The sequence below is a fragment of the Xanthomonas hortorum genome (assembly GCF_011305375.1).
Lineage (GTDB): Bacteria > Pseudomonadota > Gammaproteobacteria > Xanthomonadales > Xanthomonadaceae > Xanthomonas > Xanthomonas hortorum_E.
In genome coordinates, this window is record NZ_VCME01000019.1 from 1 (window position 1) to 21,643 (window position 21,643).

The 21,643-nt window shown below is 62.4% G+C and carries 18 protein-coding genes and 1 other RNA gene; 12 read left to right on the forward strand and 7 right to left on the reverse strand.

The genetic code is table 11. From position 1 onward, the window contains the following. Positions 1 to 1,554 precede the first annotated feature (1,554 nt). The 8 genes from FFY45_RS16650 to FFY45_RS16685 all read left to right on the forward strand — a co-directional run bounded on the left by FFY45_RS16650 (position 1,555) and on the right by FFY45_RS16685 (position 8,976). The gene (locus tag FFY45_RS16650) at positions 1,555 to 4,056 is read left to right on the forward strand and encodes a ribonucleoside-diphosphate reductase subunit alpha (protein ID WP_043889540.1); all 2,502 of its coding nucleotides are present in this window, start codon (positions 1,555 to 1,557) and stop codon (positions 4,054 to 4,056) included. Between the two features lie 176 nt (positions 4,057 to 4,232). Next, positions 4,233 to 5,276, forward strand: coding sequence for a ribonucleotide-diphosphate reductase subunit beta (locus FFY45_RS16655; protein ID WP_006448529.1), 1,044 nt, complete (start codon positions 4,233 to 4,235; stop codon positions 5,274 to 5,276). A gap of 164 nt (positions 5,277 to 5,440) precedes the next feature. Then, the gene (locus FFY45_RS16660) at positions 5,441 to 6,490 is read left to right on the forward strand and encodes a hypothetical protein (protein ID WP_217902623.1); all 1,050 of its coding nucleotides are present in this window, start codon (positions 5,441 to 5,443) and stop codon (positions 6,488 to 6,490) included. 21 nt (positions 6,491 to 6,511) lie between these two features. Further along, entirely contained in the window at positions 6,512 to 6,994 is a 483-nt protein-coding gene (locus tag FFY45_RS16665; protein ID WP_176341265.1) for a flavodoxin, read from the forward strand. Next, a complete protein-coding gene (locus FFY45_RS16670) occupies positions 6,966 to 7,292 on the forward strand; it encodes a thioredoxin family protein (RefSeq protein ID WP_176341266.1) in 327 nt (108 codons plus the stop codon). Before FFY45_RS16665 ends, FFY45_RS16670 begins: the two co-directional genes overlap by 29 nt. Before the next feature lie 368 nt (positions 7,293 to 7,660). Continuing rightward, positions 7,661 to 8,068, forward strand: coding sequence for an acyl-CoA thioesterase (locus FFY45_RS16675; RefSeq protein WP_176341267.1), 408 nt, complete (start codon positions 7,661 to 7,663; stop codon positions 8,066 to 8,068). A 107-nt stretch (positions 8,069 to 8,175) separates the two neighbouring features. Continuing rightward, entirely contained in the window at positions 8,176 to 8,835 is a 660-nt protein-coding gene (locus FFY45_RS16680; RefSeq protein ID WP_255172010.1) for a single stranded DNA-binding domain-containing protein, read from the forward strand. A 65-nt stretch (positions 8,836 to 8,900) separates the two neighbouring features. Then, a non-coding RNA gene (locus FFY45_RS16685) (sX9 sRNA) lies at positions 8,901 to 8,976 on the forward strand. A 64-nt stretch (positions 8,977 to 9,040) separates the two neighbouring features. Here the strand turns inward: FFY45_RS16685 and FFY45_RS16690 are convergent. From FFY45_RS16690 to FFY45_RS16705, 4 genes are all read right to left on the reverse strand, one after another. After that, positions 9,041 to 9,556, reverse strand: a complete 516-nt coding sequence (locus FFY45_RS16690; protein ID WP_043889539.1) for a hypothetical protein — start codon at positions 9,554 to 9,556, stop codon at positions 9,041 to 9,043. Positions 9,557 to 9,795: 239 nt separating this feature from the next. Next, positions 9,796 to 10,740 carry a 2-dehydropantoate 2-reductase gene (gene panE, locus FFY45_RS16695; protein WP_176341269.1) on the reverse strand — a complete coding sequence of 315 codons (945 nt, stop codon included), beginning with the start codon at positions 10,738 to 10,740 and terminating at the stop codon, positions 9,796 to 9,798. 5 nt (positions 10,741 to 10,745) lie between these two features. Beyond that, on the reverse strand, positions 10,746 to 11,549 hold the full coding sequence (locus FFY45_RS16700; RefSeq protein ID WP_168959992.1) for an ABC transporter permease: 804 nt from the start codon (positions 11,547 to 11,549) through the stop codon (positions 10,746 to 10,748). Continuing rightward, entirely contained in the window at positions 11,546 to 12,565 is a 1,020-nt protein-coding gene (locus tag FFY45_RS16705) for an ABC transporter ATP-binding protein (RefSeq protein ID WP_217902624.1), read from the reverse strand. The genes FFY45_RS16700 and FFY45_RS16705 overlap by 4 nt, the downstream gene beginning before the upstream one ends. A gap of 35 nt (positions 12,566 to 12,600) precedes the next feature. On the opposite strand from FFY45_RS16705, the gene FFY45_RS16710 reads away from it, so the two are divergent. Beyond that, positions 12,601 to 13,428 carry a ferredoxin--NADP reductase gene (locus FFY45_RS16710; RefSeq protein WP_176341270.1) on the forward strand — a complete coding sequence of 276 codons (828 nt, stop codon included), beginning with the start codon at positions 12,601 to 12,603 and terminating at the stop codon, positions 13,426 to 13,428. Between the two features lie 250 nt (positions 13,429 to 13,678). On the opposite strand, the gene ftrA is transcribed toward FFY45_RS16710, so the two are convergent. Next, on the reverse strand, positions 13,679 to 14,689 hold the full coding sequence (ftrA, locus tag FFY45_RS16715) for a transcriptional regulator FtrA (protein WP_176341271.1): 1,011 nt from the start codon (positions 14,687 to 14,689) through the stop codon (positions 13,679 to 13,681). Between the two features lie 176 nt (positions 14,690 to 14,865). Between ftrA and FFY45_RS16720 the strand changes: the two genes are divergently transcribed. Further along, positions 14,866 to 17,046: a TonB-dependent receptor gene (locus FFY45_RS16720; RefSeq protein WP_176341272.1), complete on the forward strand. Its 2,181-nt coding sequence runs from the start codon at positions 14,866 to 14,868 to the stop codon at positions 17,044 to 17,046. A gap of 25 nt (positions 17,047 to 17,071) precedes the next feature. Continuing rightward, entirely contained in the window at positions 17,072 to 18,517 is a 1,446-nt protein-coding gene (locus tag FFY45_RS16725; protein WP_176341273.1) for a PepSY domain-containing protein, read from the forward strand. Between the two features lie 68 nt (positions 18,518 to 18,585). Here FFY45_RS16725 and dmeF read toward each other — a convergent pair whose 3' ends face one another. Beyond that, positions 18,586 to 19,581 (reverse strand): CDF family Co(II)/Ni(II) efflux transporter DmeF, encoded by a 996-nt coding sequence (gene dmeF, locus FFY45_RS16730; protein ID WP_176341274.1) that lies wholly within the window; start codon positions 19,579 to 19,581, stop codon positions 18,586 to 18,588. 65 nt (positions 19,582 to 19,646) lie between these two features. Between dmeF and FFY45_RS16735 the strand changes: the two genes are divergently transcribed. After that, positions 19,647 to 19,919: a metal/formaldehyde-sensitive transcriptional repressor gene (locus tag FFY45_RS16735; protein ID WP_104551897.1), complete on the forward strand. Its 273-nt coding sequence runs from the start codon at positions 19,647 to 19,649 to the stop codon at positions 19,917 to 19,919. Between the two features lie 63 nt (positions 19,920 to 19,982). Here the strand turns inward: FFY45_RS16735 and FFY45_RS16740 are convergent, their stop codons facing one another. Beyond that, positions 19,983 to 21,554: a GH39 family glycosyl hydrolase gene (locus FFY45_RS16740; RefSeq protein ID WP_176341275.1), complete on the reverse strand. Its 1,572-nt coding sequence runs from the start codon at positions 21,552 to 21,554 to the stop codon at positions 19,983 to 19,985. Positions 21,555 to 21,643 lie beyond the last annotated feature (89 nt).

Sequence of the window (21,643 nt, forward strand, 5' to 3'; positions counted from 1 at the left end):
GGCGTGGGTACCAAGCTACACGGCGATCGCTGAGATCCAGGCTCTCACGGTGGCCCACGCCGGCTCTCGACACCTAAACTGCCAGATTCCGAACAGATAAGGCTCTTACGCGGCATCCATGCCGCGTAAGGTCCCGCGACGGTGGGCGGGCAAGGACCAGTCGAGTTGATCGGTGTGCATAGCTTTCAATAAAACAGTCAGCAAACTGTCTGGTGCGGTGTCCTCGCCGCTTGCGGGACCGTGTGGCGGCATGGATGCCGCCACCGAGCCCCCAGGGACGGGTTCACGGCGTGTCCCGCGAGCGGTGAGGGCACCGCGCCCTCGACCTAGATTCGGCAATGGCGAGCTCCTCGCGTTGCCGGGGGGGGGGGTGACATCGCTCCGCGTCGGTCAATTGCCCGGGCGATGCCTGGTTGTAGGGCTCCGCGCTGATGAAGGGCATTGGCGCGTGTTGCGGATATGCCGCCGTCAACCAGGCGCGCCAAGCGTGCGGTGTCGCCTGAGGCAGTTGCGGCCAACTGTGACCGGCTTCAGCATCGATGCGTGTCGCAGCCAACCCAACCGGACCCAACTGGTCGATAGAAATGCCGGTTTAGGCCTTGACTGCGCAGTCCACTTGGACGGGTTCGCAGCCTCCCGCCGACCGTTCGTCAGACAGTGCTTTGTGCCACAAGGGTTTGCGGCTTTTTCCCACATTTGGTGTTGACCCCTTCAGGGGACCCCACTATCTTGGGTTTACTGTCTCTTTCTGTCGCGAGATTTGCAAAGCGCACCACAAAAAAAAGGGCTGCAAGGATGCAGCCCTAAAAATTCAGTGGGAAGCGAGCCTCCACTGGGTCTGTCGACCGTACAACGCAAGCCGGAAATTATAAAACAACACCGGAACGTTCGGCAGAAAAAACTAGGCTCCGCAAGGAGATGACATGGAAAAAAAGCCCGCGCCGAAAGGCTTTAGGTGGGTGTATTGCCGCTATCGCCGAGTTCGTAATTCCGAGCGAATGCTCGACGCACATGATTACGGCCACGAGGCATGGCGGTTCCTAGTTCGCTGCTGAGTCCGTTTCTACGGTAGGCCGGAGAGAGGGGGGCGCAATGCCCCCCCTGTTCATAAAAAAGGGTTTGCATCAAGTGAAAATTGGTTGACTGCGCATCAAATTTGAGCATTAAACCGAATCCTTGTTGTGACAAAAAAACAGAACCCAGCAACATCAGTGCATGCCACCAATTTCTACATGTAGTTATTGACCCCTGGTCAACACCACACTATCTTGTGGCTTGGTCGGCGTTGGTCCGATTTTGCGACGCTGCCGCGAGCGAAGTTTTTTGGCTCTGGAGTGGAGTTGAAGTCGCCTCCGAGTGATATGCGTTACTGCAATCTGCCGTGATGTCGACTGGCTGCGCGTATGCACAACGCGTGGTGCCAAACTGGGCGGTAGCTAGACCGGTTCAGCGCATGCAGGCAAAATTTTTTGCCTGCCGACGCTTCCTCCAGCAAACGCCATGCTTGGCTCCCATCAATAAAGATGGGAAATGTGCCCCACATTTGGAGGACGCATGACCACCAACGACACCCTTGCCGCGATCGCCGCCGGTACCTTAGCCACCACCCCCAGCGTTCCGGCCAGTGTTGGTGCACCCGGTTGCGGAGCGCCTGAATTGACCGACCCGTCGGATGTTGTGCCGCCCCCCCGCCAAGCCATTGCAATGCACGCACAGACCATCGAAGAACAAACCGTCTCCACCTGGATCACCAAGGAGGCCGGTAACCGCAAGATTCCGTTCGAGCCGGAGCGCCTGGAGCGCGCCATCGACCAGATCCATGCCGAATTCCCGCAGCTGGACGTGGCCGACTACAAGCGTTCGGTGTTCGGCTTTGTCGACCGCAAGGACAGCGTCAACGCCGACGACCTGGTCGACCACCTGATCCGCGAGGCCGAGGCCCGCGTCGATCTGACCACCCCGGAGTGGGAGCATTTCGCTGCGCGTCTGTACCTGCGCCGCCTGTACAAGCGCGCCAGCCGCAACCGGTTCTACGACGCCAGCCAGAAGTACGGCTCGTTCGTCGGCCTGCAGGAGAGCCTGGCCGACCGCAATGTCTATTCCAACGACATCCTGCGCCGCTACTCCAAGGACGAACTGATCGAAGCCGGCAAGATGATCGAGCCCGAGCGCGACAAGCTGTTCGCCTACAACGGCCTGTACCTGCTGGCCACCCGTTACCTGGCCACCGACAACTCGCGCGGCGTGTTCGAGCTGCCGCAGGAGCGTTGGCTGACGATTGCGCTGTACCTGATGCAGGACGAGATCGGTAACGGCAAGGGCAGCCGCGAGCGCCGCATGCAGCTGGTGGGTGAGGCCTACTGGGCGCTGTCCAACCTGTACATGACCGTGGCAACGCCTACGTTGGCCAATGCCGGCAAGGTCGGCGGCCAGCTGTCGAGCTGCTTCATCGACACCGTCGACGACAGCCTGCAGGGCATCTACGACTCCAATACCGACGTGGCGCGCGTGTCCAAGCACGGCGGCGGCGTGGGCGCGTACCTGGGCTATGTGCGTTCGTCCGGCTCGGCGATCCGCGGCGTGTCCAATTCCTCCGGCGGCGTGGTGCCGTGGATCAAGCAGCTCAACAACACTGCGGTGTCGGTGGATCAGCTGGGCCAGCGCAAGGGCGCCATCGCGGTCTATCTGGACATCTTCCACCGCGACATCGAGTCGTTCCTGGATCTGCGCCTGAACAACGGCGACCAGCGCCTGCGCGCGCACGACGTGTTCACCTCGGTGTGCATCCCAGACCTGTTCATGGAAGCGGTCGAGCGTCGCGGCGACTGGTACCTGTTCGATCCGCACGAAGTCAAGCGGATCAAGGGCTGGTACCTGCAGGACTTCTACGACGAGAAGAAGGGCGACGCCAACAGCAGCTTCCGTCGCAAGTACGAAGAAGTCGTCGCCGACGAGCGCATCACGCGCAAGACCGTCAAGGCGATCGAAATCTTCAAGCGCATCATGGTCAGCCAGCTGGAAACCGGCAACCCGTTCATGTTCTATCGCGATGAAGTCAATCGCAAGAATCCGAACAAGCACGAGGGCATGGTCTATTCGTCCAACCTGTGCACCGAGATCCTGCAGAACATGAGCCCGACGCGGATGATGCAGGAGATCATCAGCGGCAATCAGATCGTCACCACCAAGAAGGCGGGCGACTTCGTCGTGTGCAACCTGTCCTCGATCAACCTGGGCCGCGCGATCATCGCGCAGGACGACCAGGCCGATCTGCTGGGCGCCGACGTACTGGAGCGCTTGATCCCGATCCAGGTGCGCATGCTCGACAACGTGATCGATCTGAATCAGTTGCCGGTGCCGCAGGCCACCATCACCAACCAGAAGTACCGCGCGATCGGTCTGGGCACCTTCGGCTGGCACCATCTGCTCGCGCAGAAGTCCATCCATTGGAATGCCAAGGAAGCCGAGGATTACAGCGACGAGCTGTACGAGCGCATCAACTATCTGACCGTCCAGGCGAGCATGGAGCTGGCCAAGGAAAAGGGCACCTACAGCGTGTTCCGCGGCAGCGACTGGCACACCGGCGAGTACTTCCGTGCGCGCGACTACAACAGCCCGCAGTGGCTGGAGTTGTCTGCACAGGTGGCCGTCAACGGCGTGCGCAATGCCTGGATGCTGGCGGTTGCGCCGAACATGAGCACCGCGCAGATCGCCGGCTCCACCGCCTCGATCGACCCGATCTACAGCGCGTTCTATTACGAAGAGAAGAAGGACTTCCGTCGTCCGGTCGCCGCGCCCGGCCTGTCGCTGGAAACCTGGCCGTACTACGAAAAGGGTGCCTACAAGGTCGACCAGTTCGCCAGCGTGCGCCAGAACGCACGTCGCCAGCGACACATCGACCAGTCGATCAGCTTCAACTTCTACGTGCCCAGCACCATCCGCGCGAGCACGTTGCTGGACCTGCACATGACCGCCTGGCGCGAAGGCTTGAAGACCACGTACTACGTGCGCTCCAACGACATCGACATCAGTGAATGTGAGTGGTGCAGTAGCTAAGCGCATTCGCGCTTCGCTTCCACGGTTCGCGTTGCGAACCGTGGACCCTGCTTCATCAGCTTCCACACCCCGCGCCTTTGGCGCGCCCCCTCACTCAGGGGGCTTTCCTCCAGCACGATTTGTTGTCGCCGCCCAGCTGCACACGTGGACGGCGCCCGGAACACGAGTAGAGACCCATGTCCGCAACACCGCTTGAGCGCATCAAGATCCTGGAGCCGCGTCACCCCAACCGCTCCACCGCCATCATCAATGGCCAGACCTCCGGCATCCTCAACTGGAACGACATCCCGTACCCGTCCTTCTATCGGGCGTACAAGGAGCTGTCGACCAACTTCTGGATCCCCGACGAGGTGGACATGAAGGGCGACGCGCGCCAGTACAACGAGCTGTCGGCGCGCGAGAAGAACGCCTACGATTCGATCATCGGCTTGCTGGCCACGCTGGATTCGCCGCAGACGCGCTTCATCTACAACGTCGCCGAATACATCACCGACCCGGCCGCGCATGCCAATGCCGCGATCATCGGCCAGCAGGAAGTGATCCATAACGAGAGCTACAGCTACGTGCTGGCCTCGATCACCGGCCTGGCCGACCAGAACCGCGTGTTCGAGCTTGCCCGCACGCACCCGACCATCATCAAGCGCAACGCGCCGATCATGGGCGCCTACGACGACTTCCTGCGCGACAAGACCGCCGAAACGCTGATCCGCGCGTTGATCCAGTCCTCGATCCTGGAAGGCATCAACTTCTATTCCGGCTTTGCGTATTTCTACAATCTGGTCCGCCAGAACCGCATGACCGGCACCGGCAAGATCATCAGCTTCATCAACCGCGATGAGCTGGCGCATTCCAAATTCATCAGCGAGTTGATCCGCGCCATCATCGGCGAGAACCAGGCGCTGCAGGGCGACCAGCTCACCGATTACGTGCACAAGGCCTTCGAGCACGCGATCGACCTGGAAACGGTGTGGACGGCCGAAGTGCTGGACGGCATCGACGGCATCGACGTGGACGAGATGATCCGCTACGTGAAGTACCGCGCCAACAAGATGGCCGGCATGCTCGGCATCGAGAAGCTGTACGAAGGCGCCAACGACAACGTGATGCCGTGGATCAAGGCCTACGCCGACAACTTCACCGAGACCAAGACCGACTTCTTCGAGATGCGGAATGCCAGCTACAAGAAGACCAACTCGGATAACGGCTTCGACGATTTGTAAGCCCATTCAGAGATCACTGTTCGCCCATTCGATTTTCTTAGTGACGCGACCACTTTCCACCCCACACCAACGAAGAACATCGGATGTTTTATTCAAGAAGACTAAACCCAGACACCGGGAAAGTGGAGGTTTGGGAGTGTGAGTGGTCAGATCCTGGTACAGGAATGGCAAAGAAGGAGTTCATCCGCAAGTACTGCGATGAAGGCCAAAAAGAAAGCTTTGCAGAAAAGCATTCCGCGGCCTCGGCTATATGCTGGGCGCCGGGGAGAACCATCGGAAATATTGCCGTAAATTCGGAGGGCGTTTTTGGTAGCTTCTCCAGCAGGGCTGGAGATAATGCCATCCTTCCCTGCCACATCGTTCCGTGTGGAAAATTTAGGAACGGTGCAGAGCGATGGTACTGCAAGACGCACCAGATGCACTGGGGAACAAAAGCGGACCTAGCTGCGGTGCCAGCTTCTGGAGAGGTAACATGCAGCAATCATCTTGTGGAGATGAGTTACGTTGTAGACCCTCTTGTTATTGATTTTAACGAATTTGAAGAGATTGGCGTTTGGTGCTCCCTCCCTCCAGCACTATCTAGCAAAACTGTTGAACCCCGTGCCCCTAAGATTCACGTGCATAAACGGCTGGCTGGCAGCGCAATGAAGGTATTAGACCGCGATTTTGATGCGATCGTCTGTTCGTACAATCAAAGCCTCGGACTTTTTGCAAGTAATGAAATCACGCAAATCCAGATTACTCCTCCTGCCGCATTTGAGTTCGTCAAATCCTTAGAACAAGAGCGAGAGATGAGCTGTGTGACGTGCAAAAAGTGCGGCTACCCTCATCTTGATCTCGGCTCGTTTGCCCACACCGCGCACGCGAAACATTTTTGCGGAAACTGTGGTAACGACAGCGTCTGGAGCGACGGGAAAATTGTTTCTACTCCTTTGAAGCCACTGCATGACCAATTCAACAATAGCGACACCTATGTGCATCCAGATCGTGAATTGAATCTTGACGATTATGCTGGCTCCGATTTCGAATTGTGGCCATCAACGCCTGCGGTTCTTTGGACAGCCAATCGACCGCAAGAGAAGGGCATCCATGTGCATGTCATCCAGAATGGACGTCGCATTGTTGATGAAACCTTCGGGAGGGTTTTTCTTAGAAACCAAGAGCTTCACCGAGACGAATTGTGGGAAAGAATGACCAGTAATACTCTTTACTAGGATTAGCCCGGAACTTTCTACTTGCGCATCCTCCTCGCCCACACCTCTCTAAGCGGCAACACGCGCGATGTCGCGCGTGCGATCTGCGCGCGGTGTGAGGAGCTCGGCCATTCGGTGACCTGGATCGATGCCGACATCCAGACGCTGGCGCAGGCCTGCCCCGCCGGCGCCGTGCATGATCTCTACATCCTCGGCAGCTGGAGCATCAATGCCGGACGCACGCCGCCGGAGATGAAGCGTTTCATCGAAGAGCTCGTCGGCGCGGTCGGCAAGCCGGAACGCTTGGCGGTGTTCGGCACCGGCGAGACGCAGTGGGGCGAGGAGAACTACTGCGGCGCGGCGCGGCGCATCGCCGCGTTCTTCGGTACGCGCTACCCGCGGCTGGAGATCGAACAGATGCCCCACGGCGAACGCGACGCCACTAAGATCCAGCGCTGGACCGACCATATTCTTGCCTGTACAGAGACATCCCCCCATGCAAACTTTCCACGCCTCCACGCCTGACGACTACGTTGCCGCCCTGGCCGCGCATCCGCGCTTGCTTGTCGACTACTACAAGGACAATTGCCCGGGCTGCAAGATGCTCGACATGTCGCTGACCAAGTTCGCCGCGAGCGAGGACGCCGCCGGCGTCGCACTTCTCAAGGTGAAACTGGAAGTGGTTGGCGAAGACTTCTTCCGCGATCTGGGCTTGCGGCAGACGCCGACCCTGGCGTTGTTCAAAGATGGCGCCGAGGTGGCACGGCTGGCCGGCTTCCAGTCACCCGCGCAGGTGGAAACGGCGGTCAAGAGTAGCCTCTGAGTCGCATCTTCGATGCGCGTCATCGAAGATCTCGGTACACGCCGCCGTATCGACAAGCGAACGATGACGTGAACTCAGCTCTCTCGTAGGAGCGGCCCCGGCCGCGACCGTCTTCCCGATAAAAACATATCGCGCGCAACGCAGTGCGCGGGCATGAGCCAAGCAGGATGCCAGCCATCGGCCAATACAGTTGAGCCGGCAGCATTGCCCCAAGCGCGCGCCGGCGTCGGCACGACGGACAGCACTACAGCAGCGGCGCTGCGTTCCGGCGGACGCCGCTGCGGCTTGAAGGCATCTGCGGCGCGCGCCCGGCTGCTGCAATCGCTTTGGCACGCAGTGGCCGCACATCCCCCTCTTTGGAAACCCGCATGTCAGACAGCCCGCAGACGCCTCCCCCGACCGAAGTGCGCATGGTCGAGATCGTATTCCCCAACCACACCAACCACATGGGCACGTTGTTCGGCGGCCAGGCATTGGCGTGGATGGACAAGGCCGCGTTTCTGGCAGCCTCGCGCTATGCGCGGCGTGCGGTGGTGACCGCGCGTTCGGATCAGGTGGATTTCAAATTGCCGATCCGGCAGGGCCAGATGGTGGAAACCATCGCGCGCGTGGTGTCGGTGGGGCGCAGCTCGATCAAGGTGGAAGTGGAGCTGATCGCCGAGGATCTGCTCAGTGGCGCGCGCGAGCTGTGCACGCGCGGTCACTTCGTGATGATCGCGCTCGGCGACGATGGCAAGCCGACCACGGTGACGCCGTTGCCTGCGCCGCAGGCCTGAACCGCTTGCGGTAGGCGGCAGTGGTGCGCGCGGTAGACTCGGTCTCTTTACTCACAGGAAGTCATGCGATGCGAAGGATCCGCGCACCGCGCTGGATGGCGGTGCTGATGATGACCTCGCTGCTCGGCGCGTGCCGCGCGCCGCTGCCGGCCCAGGGTGACCAGGCTGTTGCGCCGATGGATCCGGATCGCGTGCTGATCGGTCGCATCCAGGGCAGCGCTGACATCAGTCCGCTGCTTGGGCGAAAAGTGGCCATTGAAGGCATCGTGACCCGCAGCCTGGCGGGCGATAGCGACGAGATGGGCCAGGAGCTTGCCGAAACCCTGGGCGATGGCAATCGCGGCAAGGTAGTGGGCTGGTTTGTGCAGGACGAGGGCGATGGCGTGGACGCGACCTCCGACGCCGTGTTCGTGCTCGATCAGGGCTATGACACCGGAATCGGTGTACCCGGTGAGAGCGAGTACACGATGCGGATGGGCACGCGCGTACGCACGGGCGACCGGATCAAGGTGCGTGGTGTGGTCGCCGAGGTCGGGCAGGACATCGCGGCCGACCAACCGCGCAGCAGTGGGCATCAGGTCGGTCGCGGCGACCCGGCGGGCAGCATCACCACGATCGAGGCCGGCTGGATCACCCTGCTGTCGCGCCGTGAGCGCCGGCCTGCGATCGCGTTGGTCGATACGGACCCAGAGCGCAGCGCGGAAGAATCCGCCGAGGCGATGCGTCTACGTGCTCCAGGGTCAGCGGCTGCCATTGCACGACCCTGAGTAAGAGCGGCTATCAAAACTACTGCGCGACAACCAGGCGGGCGAGGCCGGTGCTCGGAATCGGCATGTACCACCCGTACACTCCGGTTCCTCCGCGCCGTCCGCATCCATCTGACGACCACTCGCTACGTTTTGTTAGCCCACTAAAAAACGACGGCCCTGTCGACCGGTATAGCGCAACGCCATGTGGCCGCGCGCGACTTGCTTACTCCTCGACTTCGCGGTCCTCGCGCTTGGTTTCTTCCATCGCCTCGGGCTCCAGCTCTTCGGCGCTGCGGTTGAGTTTGACGAATACGCCCCAGGCGATCAGCAGCAGCGCCGCGCACAGGCCCACCGCTGCGGCGTACGGCAGCTTGGCCGGGTCGTCGTGCATCAGCTCGAAGATCGACACCAGCGTTTCGATCGCCAGTGCAATCACGATCACCACGAAAAAGCGCGACAGATAACGCCGCACCCGCGTGGGGCCGCTGACTTTGACATCGCGCAGGATCTCTTCTTCGAAGATGGTCTGGCCCAGTTCCAGCGTGACCAGCGCCACGGTGAGCAGGCCGATCGCCTCCAGCACCACGTTGAAGCGATCGCGCACCACCATGTCGCCGCCGGGGGTAAACCCGTGCCACAGCTCCAGCCCGGCCATCGCCACCAGACCCGCCGCGCACAGCACGAAAAACGCCAGGATCACGAAGTGACCGGCACGGAACAGGTGGCTGAGCAGTTTCATGGCGAGCACGACGGGCGAGGGGATGCAGAGCATCGTGTGCAACGCGTCGTTGCAGCGCGAAGGCAGTGGCAATGCCGATTTCTATCGCGCGCGGCGCGCGGCATCGCATGACATGCAGCGATGCGCAGTGCCACCTCGACATATCGACATCAACCCTTCCCCCATCGGGGGAAGGTGCCCGCAGGGCGGATGGGGGTACGGTTCACACGTACACCTACCGCCCAGCACACCCAATCACCTCAGCTATGCCGCAACACCTGATACGCCTGCAGATGCACATTCGCCGCCATCAGTAGCGGCGCATTACGCCCGGTCTCGCGCACCCGCTTCAGCATGTCGCCAACGATCTGCGCCGCTTCCACGTCCTGGCCGGCTTCCAGATCGCGCAGCATCGAGGCCTTCAGCGGCGAATCCACCTGCAACAAGGTCTGCAGCGCCTTGGCGCGCGCAGCTTCCGGAATCGGCTGCCCGGCCGCATCGGCGGCCCACAGGCATTCGTTGTACAAGCCGTTGATCAACGCGCGGCCGTCGTCGGTGGCCACGATCGCACCGACCGGCGCACGCATCAGGCAGGTGGCCGCCGCCAGTGCGGTGAGGAAGCTGTACTTGATCCACTGCTCCTGCGCGATCTGCTCGCTGGCCACATGGGTGATGCCTGCCTGCGCGCATACCGCAGCAAACGCCTGCACCCGCGCTGAGCTGGCACTGCCACTGCGCTCACCGAAGGTCATCGCCGCCGGCTTGCCCAGGTGCAGAATCTCGCCGTGCTCGCCCTTGGTCGCACTGATGAAGCACAGCCCGCCCAACACCCGCGCGGCACCGAAGCGCTCGTCCAGCGCCGCGTAGTGGCGCAGACCGTTGAGGATCGGCAGCACCGTGGTGTGCTTGCCGACAGCCGGCGCAATCGCCTCGATCGCGCTGTCCAAGTCGTAGGCCTTGCAGCTGAGGATCACCAGATCGAACGGCCGCTGCGCCACCAGCGCCGGCAGGTCCTGCGCGGTGACATGCGCCACCGGCAGATCCGCATCGCCCAGCGGGCTGCGGATGCGCAGGCCATCGGCCTGCAACTGCGCCGCACGCGCATCGCGCACCAGGAAGGTGACATCGACCCCGGCCTGCGCAAGACGCCCGCCGAAATAGCCGCCGGTGCCACCGGCACCGAGGATGAGGATATGCATCGCCATCGTCATCAGCTCCGCAAGCCCACACCACGGCGCAGCAACCACAGCGCCAGCGCGCTGAGCACCGCGACAAAGCCCAGCATCAGCGCGTAGGCGACCCAGATCGGCACATCCGAGCTGCCGAGCAGGCCGTAGCGGAACGCGTTGACCATGTAGAAGATCGGGTTGGCGTGGGTGGCCGCTTCGGCCCACGGCGGCAGCAGCTTCACCGAGTAGAACACGCCGCCCAGATAGGTCAGCGGGGTCAGGATGAAGGTGGGCACGATCGCCACGTCGTCGAACTTCTTGGCGTACACCGCGTTGACGAAGCCGGCCAGCGAAAAGATGATCGCGCCCAGCACCACCGTGCTCAGCGTCACCAGCGGATGCGGGATGCGTACGGGGGTGAAGAACATCGCGATGATCAGCACCAGCGCGCCGACCATGACCCCGCGCAGCACCGCGCCGGAGACGTAGCCCCACAGGATCACCCAGTTGGGCATCGGGCTGACCAGCAGCTCTTCCACATGGCGGCCGAACTTGGCGCCGAAGAAGCTGGAGGAGATGTTGCCGTAGCTGTTCTGGATCACGCTCATCATCACCAGGCCCGGCACGATGAACTGCATGTACGTATAGCCGCCCATGTCGCCCACGCGCGAGCCGATCAGCCCACCGAAGATCAAGAAGTACAGCGTCATGGTGATGGCCGGCGGCACCAGGGTCTGGCCCCAGATGCGCAGGATGCGCTGCACTTCGCGGCGCACGATGGTGCCCAGCGCAATCCAGTTGCGGCGTGCGTTGGTGGGTTCGGTCACGGTGCGGATCTCGTTCATGGCTGGCCTCCGCTGCGCGGCTGCGCAGGCGGTGTGCCGTTGGGAATGGGCGTCGCGGGTGCGGCGGCGTCTGGCGCAGGCGCATCACCGGTCAAGCGCACGAACAGCTCTTCCAGCCGATTGCTCTTGGTGCGCATCGAGCGCACCCGGATGCCGGCACTGCCAAGCGCGGCGAACACGCGGTTGAGGTCCATCGCGCGTGGCATGTCCAGGTCCAGCGTGTGGCCGTCGATGGCGGTGAGCGTGGTGCCTTCGATCACCGGCAATTCGGCCGGCAAGTCACCGTCGATATCGAACAAAAAGCCTTCCACGTCGAGCTTGGCCAGCAATTCGCGCATCGGGCCCTGGGTGACGATCTGGCCGTGATTGATGATGGCCAGGTTGCGGCACAGGTGCTCGGCTTCTTCCAGGTAATGCGTGGTCAGGATGATGGTGGTGCCGGCCGCGTTGATCTCCTTGAGCACGCGCCACATGTCGCGGCGGATCTCGATGTCCACGCCGGCGGTGGGCTCGTCCAGGATCAGCAGGCGCGGCTGGGTCATCATGGCGCGGGCGATCATCAGCCGGCGCTTCATGCCGCCGGACAGCGTGCGGCTCATCACCTGGGCCTTTTCCCACAGGTGCGAGCGGCGCAGCTCCGCTTCGGCCAGACGCTCTGCCTCGGCACGCGGCATGCCGTAGAAACCGGCGTAGTTGACCAGGATGTCGAAGGGTTTTTCGAACAGGTTGAAGTTGACCTCCTGCGGGACCAGGCCGATCAGCCGCATCGCATCGCTGCGGTGCTGGACCAGATCGGTGCCGAACACTTCCACCTGGCCGGCGGACAGATTCACCAGCGAGCTGATGATGCCGATCAGGGTGGATTTGCCGGCGCCATTGGGGCCGAGCAGGGCGAAGAAATCGCCTGGCGCCACGTCCAGCGAGACGCCTTTGAGCGCCTGGGTGCCGTTGTCGTAGATCTTGCGCAGATCGCACACACGCAGCGCGGGTGCGGTGATCGGAGATGGGGAATTCAAGATGTTCCTTCGCGTCAGCGTGACGGCGCAGCGAGTTGCAGGCCGTTATTATAGAAGCCCGCGGGGGCAAGCCCCGATCACAGACTGTCCTAAATACGTTCGTGCCCGTTCAATTCCCCCTCAAGCTTGTCGACCGGCGCATGATTGCGCCCACCGTGGCCCACTGCCAGTTCCTGCGTGACGACGGGCAGCCGCTGGATTTCCAGCCCGGGCAGTTCATCCAGATCCATTTCAGCGGCGCCGATGGCACGCCGACCAAGCGCAGCTATTCGCTGGCGACCATCCACGACCACGCGTTCGGGCCGGGCGAGGCGGTGGATATCGCGGTGAGCTTCGTGCCCGGCGGCTCGGCCACTGCGCTGTTCGAAGGCCTGCAGATCGGCGACCAGTTGCAGGCCAGCGGGCCGTACGGCCGCTTCTGCCTGCCGCCAAACGATCACAACCGGCGCTATGTGCTGATCGCCACCGGGACCGGGGTCACCCCGTACCGCTCGATGCTGCCGTTGCTGGCCGAGGCGATCGCCAGCCGTGGCGTGCAGGTGCTGCTGCTGCAGGGCGCGCGCACGCCTTCCGAATTGCTATACGGCGATGACTTCCGTGCGTTTGCCGATGCGCACCCGCAGTTCCGCTACGTGCCGTGTTTCTCGCGCGAGCTGCCCGACCAGCCGCATGCCGATGTGCGGCATGGCTACGTGCAGCAGCAGCTGGCGGAGTTCGCGCCCGATGCGCAAGGGGATATTGCCTACCTGTGCGGCAATCCGGACATGGTGGACAGCTGCATCGAAGCCTTGAAGGCAGCCGGCCTGCCGAACGCGCAGATCCGTCGCGAAAAATACGTCAGCCCGGCGCCGGCAAAAGTCTGAGGTCATCGGGCAGGGGCCGAGCTGTCTTGCTCGGCGCCGCTCATCACGCGTGGTTCGCCTCAGAGTGGCTAACAAACTGCCAAGTGTGCGCAGCTGGCTGATCTGCAGCTTGGCTGCAAGGGCCAGTGGAGATGGTCGGTGTGCGTGGCCGACATTGCTCCAGTATTCAACGAAGGCGAGTGCGGTTAACACTTTGTCGCCAGTGATATAGCGTTCGAGAGTTTTATTAGCGACTCCAAGTCCAGCATGCTCAAATCCCGTCGACAGTATCGCGGTGCCCGCCGAATACACGCCGATACTGCGTTGGCGATAGCGCCAGCGTGCGCCGGAAGTGGTGCCTGAGCGTTTCGGCCGAGCCGAAGCCGCAGCGCGTTGCAATCTCTTCGATGTCGGCGCCGGAGGTTTCCAGCATCTCGCGTGCACGGTTGAGCCGCTCGTTGACCACCCATTTGCCCGGCGACATGCCGGTGGTGGCCTGAAAGCGCCTTAGGAATGTCCTGCGGCTCATGCCCGCAGCGGCGGCCAGTGACTCCACGCAGTGGTTGGCGGTAAGGTCCTGATTGATGCGCTCCAGCAACGGTCCAAGCCGGGTACTTTCATGGACCGGCGGCACCGGCCGGTCGATGAACTGGGCTTGGCCGCCATCACGGTGGACCGGCATCACCAGGCGCTTGGCAACCTGATTGGCGATCGCCGGGCCAAAGTCGGCCCGCACGATATGCAGGCAGAGATCGATGCCTGCGGCACTGCCGGCGGAGGTGAGGATGTCGCCCTCGTCCACGTACAGCACGCCAGGCTCCACGGTGATCTGCGGGTAGCCGCTGGCCAGCATCTCGGCATTGCGCCAATGCGTGGTGGCTCTGCGCCCCTGCAACAGACCCGCCTGGGCAAGCACAAAGGCGCCGGCACAGATCGAGACGATGCGTGCGCTGCGTTTATGCGCACGCTGCAGCGCCTTGATCAGCGCGGCCGGTGCCGATGAACTGGTATCTCTCCAACTGGGAATGATGATGGTGTGGGCGGTATCGAGCAGATCGAGACCGCCATCCACCTCGATGCGTAGTCCGCCCAGCGCACGCAGGGGGCCGGGTTCGGCCGCGGCAATGGCGAACCGATACCAGCCCGGGCCCACTTCCGGGCGTGGCAATCCAAAGATCTCAGTGGTGATCCCGAATTCGAACAGGCCAAGTTGGTCGTAGGCGACCACCACCACCAAGGGCGGCAACGCATCGCGACGCACGCGTTTTTTCGAAGTTGGCATGAAATGAACGATAGATGGCGTTTACGCCACTGTCCCCCATCGCCTGCTGCTGCGCAACATGGCGCCTGGTCCCTGTCATGCGAGCTCAGCCGTTGCCTGGCTCATACACCTCTGGAGAGTGATTGGTGAGTAATCCCCCCCGTGCGCGACGCCTTCGGTCCTCCTGGAGAACGCACATGACGTGCATGCCAGCAACGCTGCTGTCCTTGTCGATCACCGCAGCACTTGGCTGCATGGGAACCGCACGCGCGCAGCAGGCCGGGACGGTGCAAGCCACCGAAGCGACCACGTTGGACCAGGTGGTGGTGAGCGGGCGCCTGCGCTCGCTGGAACAATTCACCCCGACCGGCAGCCGGCTCAATCTGTCGGCGCGCGAGACGCCCGGCACGCTGGATGCGATCAATGCCGCTGCGATCGACGCGCGTGGGCTACGCAGCGTGGAGAAGGCGGCCGAGAGCCTGCCGGGCGTCAATACCGGCGGCTCGCCGGGAAACCCGGCGACCTTCTCGATGCGCGGCTTCACCGACGGCCAGATCACCATCCTGCACAACGGCCTGTATCTGGGGCCGTCGAACATGACCAACCGGCCGCAGAACACCTTCAATCTGCAATCTGTCGAAGTGCTGAAAGGGCCGGCTTCGGTGATTTACGGCCAGGGCGCGGTGGGCGGTGCGGTGAACGTGACCAACAAGGCGCCCACCTTCGGTGCCGGCACGTACGAGCTGTTGGCCGGGGCATCGAGCTATGGCGGCCAGGTCTGGGGTCTCGGCGCCGGGGGAGGGCTCAACGACGACTGGGCTTATCGCGCCGATATCAGCCGGGTGTCGTCCGATGGCTATGTGCATGGCGCCGACTCCAGCGCGCTCAACGCCACCGTGTCTTTGCTGTGGCATCCGCGCGAAGACATCAGTGCGCAGTTTTCGCTGGATTATGCAAAGGACCAGCCGTCGACCTATTTCGGCACACCGCTGGTGCCGGCGACTGTTGCGCGCGATCCCCTCAACGGCATCCTGCGCGTGCCCAACGGCGATGTCGTCGATGGCGCCACTCGCCGCAATAACTACAACGTGGCCGATGCAAGCATCGACTCACGTCAGGTGTGGCCGCAGGCCTATGTGAAGTGGAAGGTTTCCGATGCCGTCACCTTGCAGAACATGGCGTATTACTTTCATGCCGATCGTCGCTGGCTGAACTCGGAGAGTTACACCTACAACGCGCAGACTGGCGCGATCGATCGTGACCGGTTCTTCGTGTATCACGATCAAACGCTATGGGGAAATCAGACCAGCGCCACCATCGATCACAGCATCGCAGGCTTGAAGAATCGCCTTGTCGTCGGCGTCGACTACAGCCGCCTGGATTTCGTCAGAAACCGCGGTTTTCCCGATGGCGACAGCGTCGCGTTGGCGACGCGAGACCCAAGCGGCGCGTTCGGCGAGCGCGTGCGTCGGCGCAGCCCGACCACCTGGACAAACGCGGCGCTGTTTTTCGAAGACGCGTTGGACGTCACCGACAAGGCCAAGCTGGTGCTCGGTGGGCGCTACGAATACCTCGATCTGGATCGCAAGAACTTCGGCCCGGATGGGGAGTTTCAGGCAGCGTCGAGTTTCTCCAGAACCTATCGCCCCGCTAATGGACGCATCGGTCTGGTCTATGCGCTGACTCCGAGCATTACGCCGTATGCGTCGTACACCACGGCGACCGACCCGGCCGGCTCCAATATCTTCATCGTCAATGCGGGGCAGGATTTTGCGTTGAGCAAATCCCGGCAAGTGGAGCTGGGCCTGAAGGCCGCCACGCTCGATCAACGACTCAGCGGCACGCTGGCGGTTTACGACATCAAGCGCAACAACATCCTGGCGCTGACCGCGCAGGATGCGCTCAGCAATATCGGGCAGCAGACCTCGCGCGGGTTCGAACTCAGCGTCGATGCACAGCTGGCATCGCAGTGGAGCGCGAGCGCCAATGTCGCTTACGTCGACGCCGAGTACGCACAGTTCATCGACAGCAACACCGGTCTGGACGCCTCCGGCAATCGTCCGACCAACGTGCCCAAGTCGCTGTTCAATGCCTGGACCAGCGTAAGGAACGTGGCCGGCTTGCCGTTGGAGCTGGGCGTTTCGGTGCGGCATGTCGGAACGCGCTATGGAAATCTCGCCAACACGCTGCGGCTGGAGTCGTACACCTTGACCAATGCGTACGCGACCTACGACCTGAATTCTGCGGTCTCGTTGTCGCTGCACGCGGATAATCTGTTCAACAAAGATTACGTGCAATGGGCCGATGTGTTTTACCCGGGCCAGGTCATCCTGGGGTTGCCCAGGACGCTGGAGCTGAGCCTGCATGCACGCTTCTGATCGGGCAACGCGGCGCAGGCCGAAGATGTTCTGGCTCGTCTGGTTGCATCGCTGGACCGGTGTGGCGTTTTGCCTGATGTTTGCGGTGTGGTTCGCCAGCGGTCTGGTGCTCGCATTTGTGCCGTTTCCCTCGTTGAGTCCTCAACAACGCTGGAGCGCTGCCGAGCGCATCGATCTATCCAGGTTGACGGTTGCGCCGGCGCAAGCCTTGCGCAGCGTGCGCGATGCGCAAGGCTTGCGGCTGGTGTCCATCAGCGGGCGTCCCAGCTATGTCGTCAGCACTGCGACTGCGACAACGGCAGTCGATGGCATTGATGGACAAGCGCGACGATTACTGAGTGCAGAGGCGGCCAGCGCGATTGCCGCTGGGTTCGGTCATGCCACCGTGCAGCGACTGGATGGCCCGCTGGAATACGATCAATGGAGCGTGCATCAGAAGTTCGATCCATGGCGGCCGTTTTATCGCGCTGCGCTGCAGGACGACCTGGGGACGGTGCTGTATGTGTCGGCGCGGACCGGTGAAGTGGTGCAGCGCACGTCTTCCACAGAACGTGCGTGGAACTGGGTCGGGTCGATTCCGCATTGGCTGTATTTCACTCAGCTGCGGCGCAGTTTCGCTGTCTGGGACCAGACTGTGTGGTGGCTGGCGCTGGCGGCGCTGTGCAGTGCGAGTGCCGGCACGGTGCTGGGCGTGTATCGCACCTGGCAACGCGCGCGCAGCCCCAAGCCGGCGTGGTCGGGTTTTCGCGGCTGGCTTCGCTGGCATCACGGGTTGGGCCTGATCGGCGCGGTGTTCGTGCTGGGCTGGATCTTTAGCGGCTGGCTGTCGATGGATCATGGCAGGCTGTTTTCCAGAGGCATTCCGGATCCAGGCCAGGTCGCGCGCTATTCCGGTGCGCCATTACGTGCGGCGCTGGCAGGCGTGGATGCAGGTGCACTGCGGTGTCTATCGGGCGCCACCCAGATCGACTTCACTGCGGTCGACGGCCGTCCTGTTGCGGTGGGACGTGGCCCTGCCGGCACCTTGGTGAGCGAAGGGATGCCCGGTCGCATCACCGGCACCCGGCTATCGCCTGAATTGATCCGGCATGCGGCAGCGCGTGCCTGGACGCTCGATCACAGCACGGCGGCGCCAGACAGTGCCGAGGCGCTGTACCGCCAGGGCGACGGAATTGCCGCCGATGCGGTGCGGCTGACTGTGGCATCGCCCGCGCGCACCGCGCTGTACTTCGACCCTGCCAGCGGAGTGCCGCTGTTGGCGCTGGATGCAAGTCGCCGCACCTATGCGTGGGTGTATCTGGCCATCCATACGACCAATTTTCCGCTGCTGCAATCGCATCCTGTGATCCGGCGCATCGTGCAAGTCGGGCCGCTGCTGCTCGGGCTGGCGTTCTCGCTGACCGGGGTGGTGCTTGGAGCAAGACGATTGATGCTCAGCCTGCGCCATATCAAGCAGGCGGTTCTGTCCTGATGCATCACCGGCTTCCACGCTGAGAACCGCATGCCAGGCATCGCGCCGAAGAGGCGCGATGCTAACCGCTAGGCCGCAGCGAGCGTCGCTGGCGGGCGCTGCAGCTCGACGGTGATATGCACCAATTCTTCGTGAATCTGCAATGCGTTGCGTACCAGGTCTGCATCGATATCTGCCGCAGTGATCAGACTGACCACGCAGGCATAACGATCGCTGCCGACGCGCCAGACGTGCAGGTCGCCGATGTCGATCGCATGCGGCAGCTCGGCGATGACCTGCTTCACTTCTTCCACCACCGGGGCATCCATCTCCGCATCCAGCAGCACGCGGCCGGTACTGCGCAGCAGTCCCCAGGCCCACACGGTGACCAGCACCGCGCCGACGATGCCCATGATCGGGTCCAGCCAGGTCACGCCCCAATGCATGCCGGCGACCAGCGCGACAATCGCCAAGACCGAGGTCGCGGCATCGGCGACTACGTGAAGATACGCCGCTCTCAGATTGAGATCGGCGTGACCGTTGTGGTGACCATGACCATGACCATCATGCGCGTGCTCATGGCCGTGCCCATGCCCATGGTGATGGCCGTGGTCATGCGCATGGCTATGCGAATCGCGTAACCACCACGCACAGATCAGGTTCACCAGCAGGCCGATGACCGCAATGACCGTGGCTTCCTGATACTGGATGGGTTTGGGCGAAAACAGCCGTTCCACTGATTGAAATGCCATCAGGCCTGCAACGCCCAACAGCAGCATCGCACTGGTGTAGCCACCCAGCACTTCGACCTTCCAGGTGCCGAAGGTGAAACGCACATCGTTGGCGTTGCGCCGCGCGAAGCGGTAGGCGAACAACGCAAGCCCCAGGGCGAGCGCGTGCGAGCTCATATGCCAGCCATCGGCGAGCAAGGCCATGGAGTTGAGCGTCCAGCCGCCGACGATTTCCACCACCATCATGACCACGGTCAGGATGACGGCCTTGCGGGTGCTGTGTTCGGCCAGCGGGTTGGTGCTGGCAAAGGTGTGCGACTGCGCGCAGTGCGGCGCGGCGTGCGTGATCGACATCGGAAGGGGCTCTGGCTACGATACCCCCCTATGGTATCTCAGATACCCCCAGGGGGTATACGGCAATGGCACATCTGAATCAGGACAAGTCCAAACTGCTCGCGCGCGTGCGCAGGATCCGTGGACAGGTGGAGGGGCTGGAAAAAGCCCTGGCGCAGGACGTGGACTGCACTGCGTTGTTGACGCAGGTCGCGGCGTTCCGCGGCGCGGCGCAGGGGTTGATGGTCGAGTTGCTCAGCGAGCACCTCAAGCATCATGTGGCGGCACCGGATGCACTGGGCGACCGCGAGCTGGCGGTAGAAGACATCACCGCCATTCTCAAGACCTATCTGAAGTAAGAACGCTCACCAACACTGCTGCGCTCATCGCCAGGCGGTGAGCGCAGCAGTGGTTGCCGGTCCTCAGCGCGGAGACGGTTCCAACGTCATCAGCACCACATCGTTGCTGCGCATCGGGACGCGGATCTCCACCACGCCATCGGCGCCGACGCGCACGCGGCGGTCCTGCTCGGGCGTATCGCGCGTGGCCTGCTGCAGCTGGGTCAGCTGACGCGGCGCCAGGTCCTTGGGCATGCCCATGTCGATGTATAGCGACAACGGGTCGTTGTGCCGGTAGCCGGTCTTGCGCACCTGCAGCTGATACGTGCCGGCCGGCACCTGCGTCATCCGGAACACCACTGGCGCGCTGTCGGTGCTCGGTACTTGCCTGGTGTAAAACGGCGTATTGCTGACCGCCTGCACCGGCTGCTGCCAATCCCACGCCAACGCGGCGATGCGTTTGCCATCCACCGACGCAAATGCGTGTGCGTCGCGCAGCGGAATGTCGCGGCCCTTGAGTGCGTTCAAGTACTTATAGGCAAACCAGGCCGGCTTGCGGATGCCCTCGCGATTCATCAGCCCGAAGCCACCGTGGAAGGGCGTGGGCGGCGGGCCGGGCTCTTCGAACAGGTCGGTGTAGGTCCAGTAGCTCATGCCCTGCACCAGGCCTTGCACCTGTTTGAGCTTGGTCAGGATGTAGGGCGCGCTGATGTAACTGTCGTGGACGAAATCGCGTGGCGTGTAGCTGCTGCTCCACTCGGTGAAATACAGCGGCAGATCCGGGAACGGAGATGCCTGGATCTGCGCGCGCACCCGGCGCACATCGCCAACGATGGCATCCGGCGATGCAGACAGCTTGGTGTCCTGCTTGCCGTCTTCATCGAGAAACCCGCCGTCCACGCCGTAGGTGTGCGTGCTGACGAAATCGATCGGCAGTTTGTTTTTCGCCACATAGGCCAGCAGTTCCGGTACCCATGCGGCACCGGCGGTGGAGGGGCCGCCCACGCGCAGTTGCGGGTCGATCGCCTTGATCGTGCGTGCGGTGTTCGCGTACAGAGCGAAGTAGGCCTGCTGGTCGGCGTTTTCCCAAAAATCCTTGAGGTTGGGCTCGTTCCACACCTCGAAATACCACTGCCGCACTTCGTCGGCGCCATAGCGCGCGCGGATGTGGCGCACGTAGGCATCGATCAGCTGCGTCCACTTGGCCGGATCCGGATGCGAGGTGTTGCCCTTCCAGTAGAAGAGCGTCTGCTCGGAGGTTTTCATCGCGCTCGGGGTAAAGCCCAATTCCACGAACGGACGAATGCGCTTGGCCAGCAGCGCGTCGTAAAGCTGATCCAGCTTGGTCCAGTCGTAGACGAGTTTTCCGTCGACTTCTTTCACCGTGCCGAGCACGTCATGGAAGACGTCGTGGAAGCGGATGTAGCGAAAGCCCAACTCCCGCACGGCAGGAACCAGGTGTGCCTGGGTGTCGCTGCGGATCAAGGTGCCGGGGAAGTCCGAGCCAATCGACAGAGCGTAGAAACGGTCGACCGGCCCGCTGGCGGTAGCCAGATCCACCTGGATCGTGCGCGGCGCAGATGCGATCTCTTGCGCCACTGCCGAGGTTGCCATGCAGCCACTCAATGCTATTGCCAACAAGATCTTCAGACGCATCATCGCTCCCACCAGTATTCGATCAGGGAGCGTAACCCAGCTCCGGTGCAGCGCTGCGGACGGGAGGTGGCTGCATCTCTTCTCGCCTG

Excerpts from the sequence above, each read along its gene's own strand:
- FFY45_RS16720 (WP_176341272.1), top strand. The coding sequence starts at position 14,866 with ATGACGTGCATGCCAGCAACGCTGCTGTCCTTGTCGATCACCGCAGCA.
- FFY45_RS16725 (WP_176341273.1), top strand. The coding sequence starts at position 17,072 with ATGTTCTGGCTCGTCTGGTTGCATCGCTGGACCGGTGTGGCGTTTTGC.
- FFY45_RS16680 (WP_255172010.1), top strand. The coding sequence starts at position 8,176 with ATGATGACCTCGCTGCTCGGCGCGTGCCGCGCGCCGCTGCCGGCCCAG.
- FFY45_RS16690 (WP_043889539.1), bottom strand. The coding sequence starts at position 9,556 with ATGAAACTGCTCAGCCACCTGTTCCGTGCCGGTCACTTCGTGATCCTG.
- FFY45_RS16675 (WP_176341267.1), top strand. The coding sequence starts at position 7,661 with ATGTCAGACAGCCCGCAGACGCCTCCCCCGACCGAAGTGCGCATGGTC.
- FFY45_RS16700 (WP_168959992.1), bottom strand. The coding sequence starts at position 11,549 with ATGAACGAGATCCGCACCGTGACCGAACCCACCAACGCACGCCGCAAC.
- panE (WP_176341269.1), bottom strand. The coding sequence starts at position 10,740 with ATGGCGATGCATATCCTCATCCTCGGTGCCGGTGGCACCGGCGGCTAT.
- FFY45_RS16650 (WP_043889540.1), top strand. The coding sequence starts at position 1,555 with ATGACCACCAACGACACCCTTGCCGCGATCGCCGCCGGTACCTTAGCC.
- ftrA (WP_176341271.1), bottom strand. The coding sequence starts at position 14,689 with ATGCCAACTTCGAAAAAACGCGTGCGTCGCGATGCGTTGCCGCCCTTG.
- FFY45_RS16655 (WP_006448529.1), top strand. The coding sequence starts at position 4,233 with ATGTCCGCAACACCGCTTGAGCGCATCAAGATCCTGGAGCCGCGTCAC.
- FFY45_RS16735 (WP_104551897.1), top strand. The coding sequence starts at position 19,647 with ATGGCACATCTGAATCAGGACAAGTCCAAACTGCTCGCGCGCGTGCGC.
- FFY45_RS16670 (WP_176341266.1), top strand. The coding sequence starts at position 6,966 with ATGCAAACTTTCCACGCCTCCACGCCTGACGACTACGTTGCCGCCCTG.
- FFY45_RS16740 (WP_176341275.1), bottom strand. The coding sequence starts at position 21,554 with ATGCGTCTGAAGATCTTGTTGGCAATAGCATTGAGTGGCTGCATGGCA.
- dmeF (WP_176341274.1), bottom strand. The coding sequence starts at position 19,581 with ATGTCGATCACGCACGCCGCGCCGCACTGCGCGCAGTCGCACACCTTT.
- FFY45_RS16660 (WP_217902623.1), top strand. The coding sequence starts at position 5,441 with ATGGCAAAGAAGGAGTTCATCCGCAAGTACTGCGATGAAGGCCAAAAA.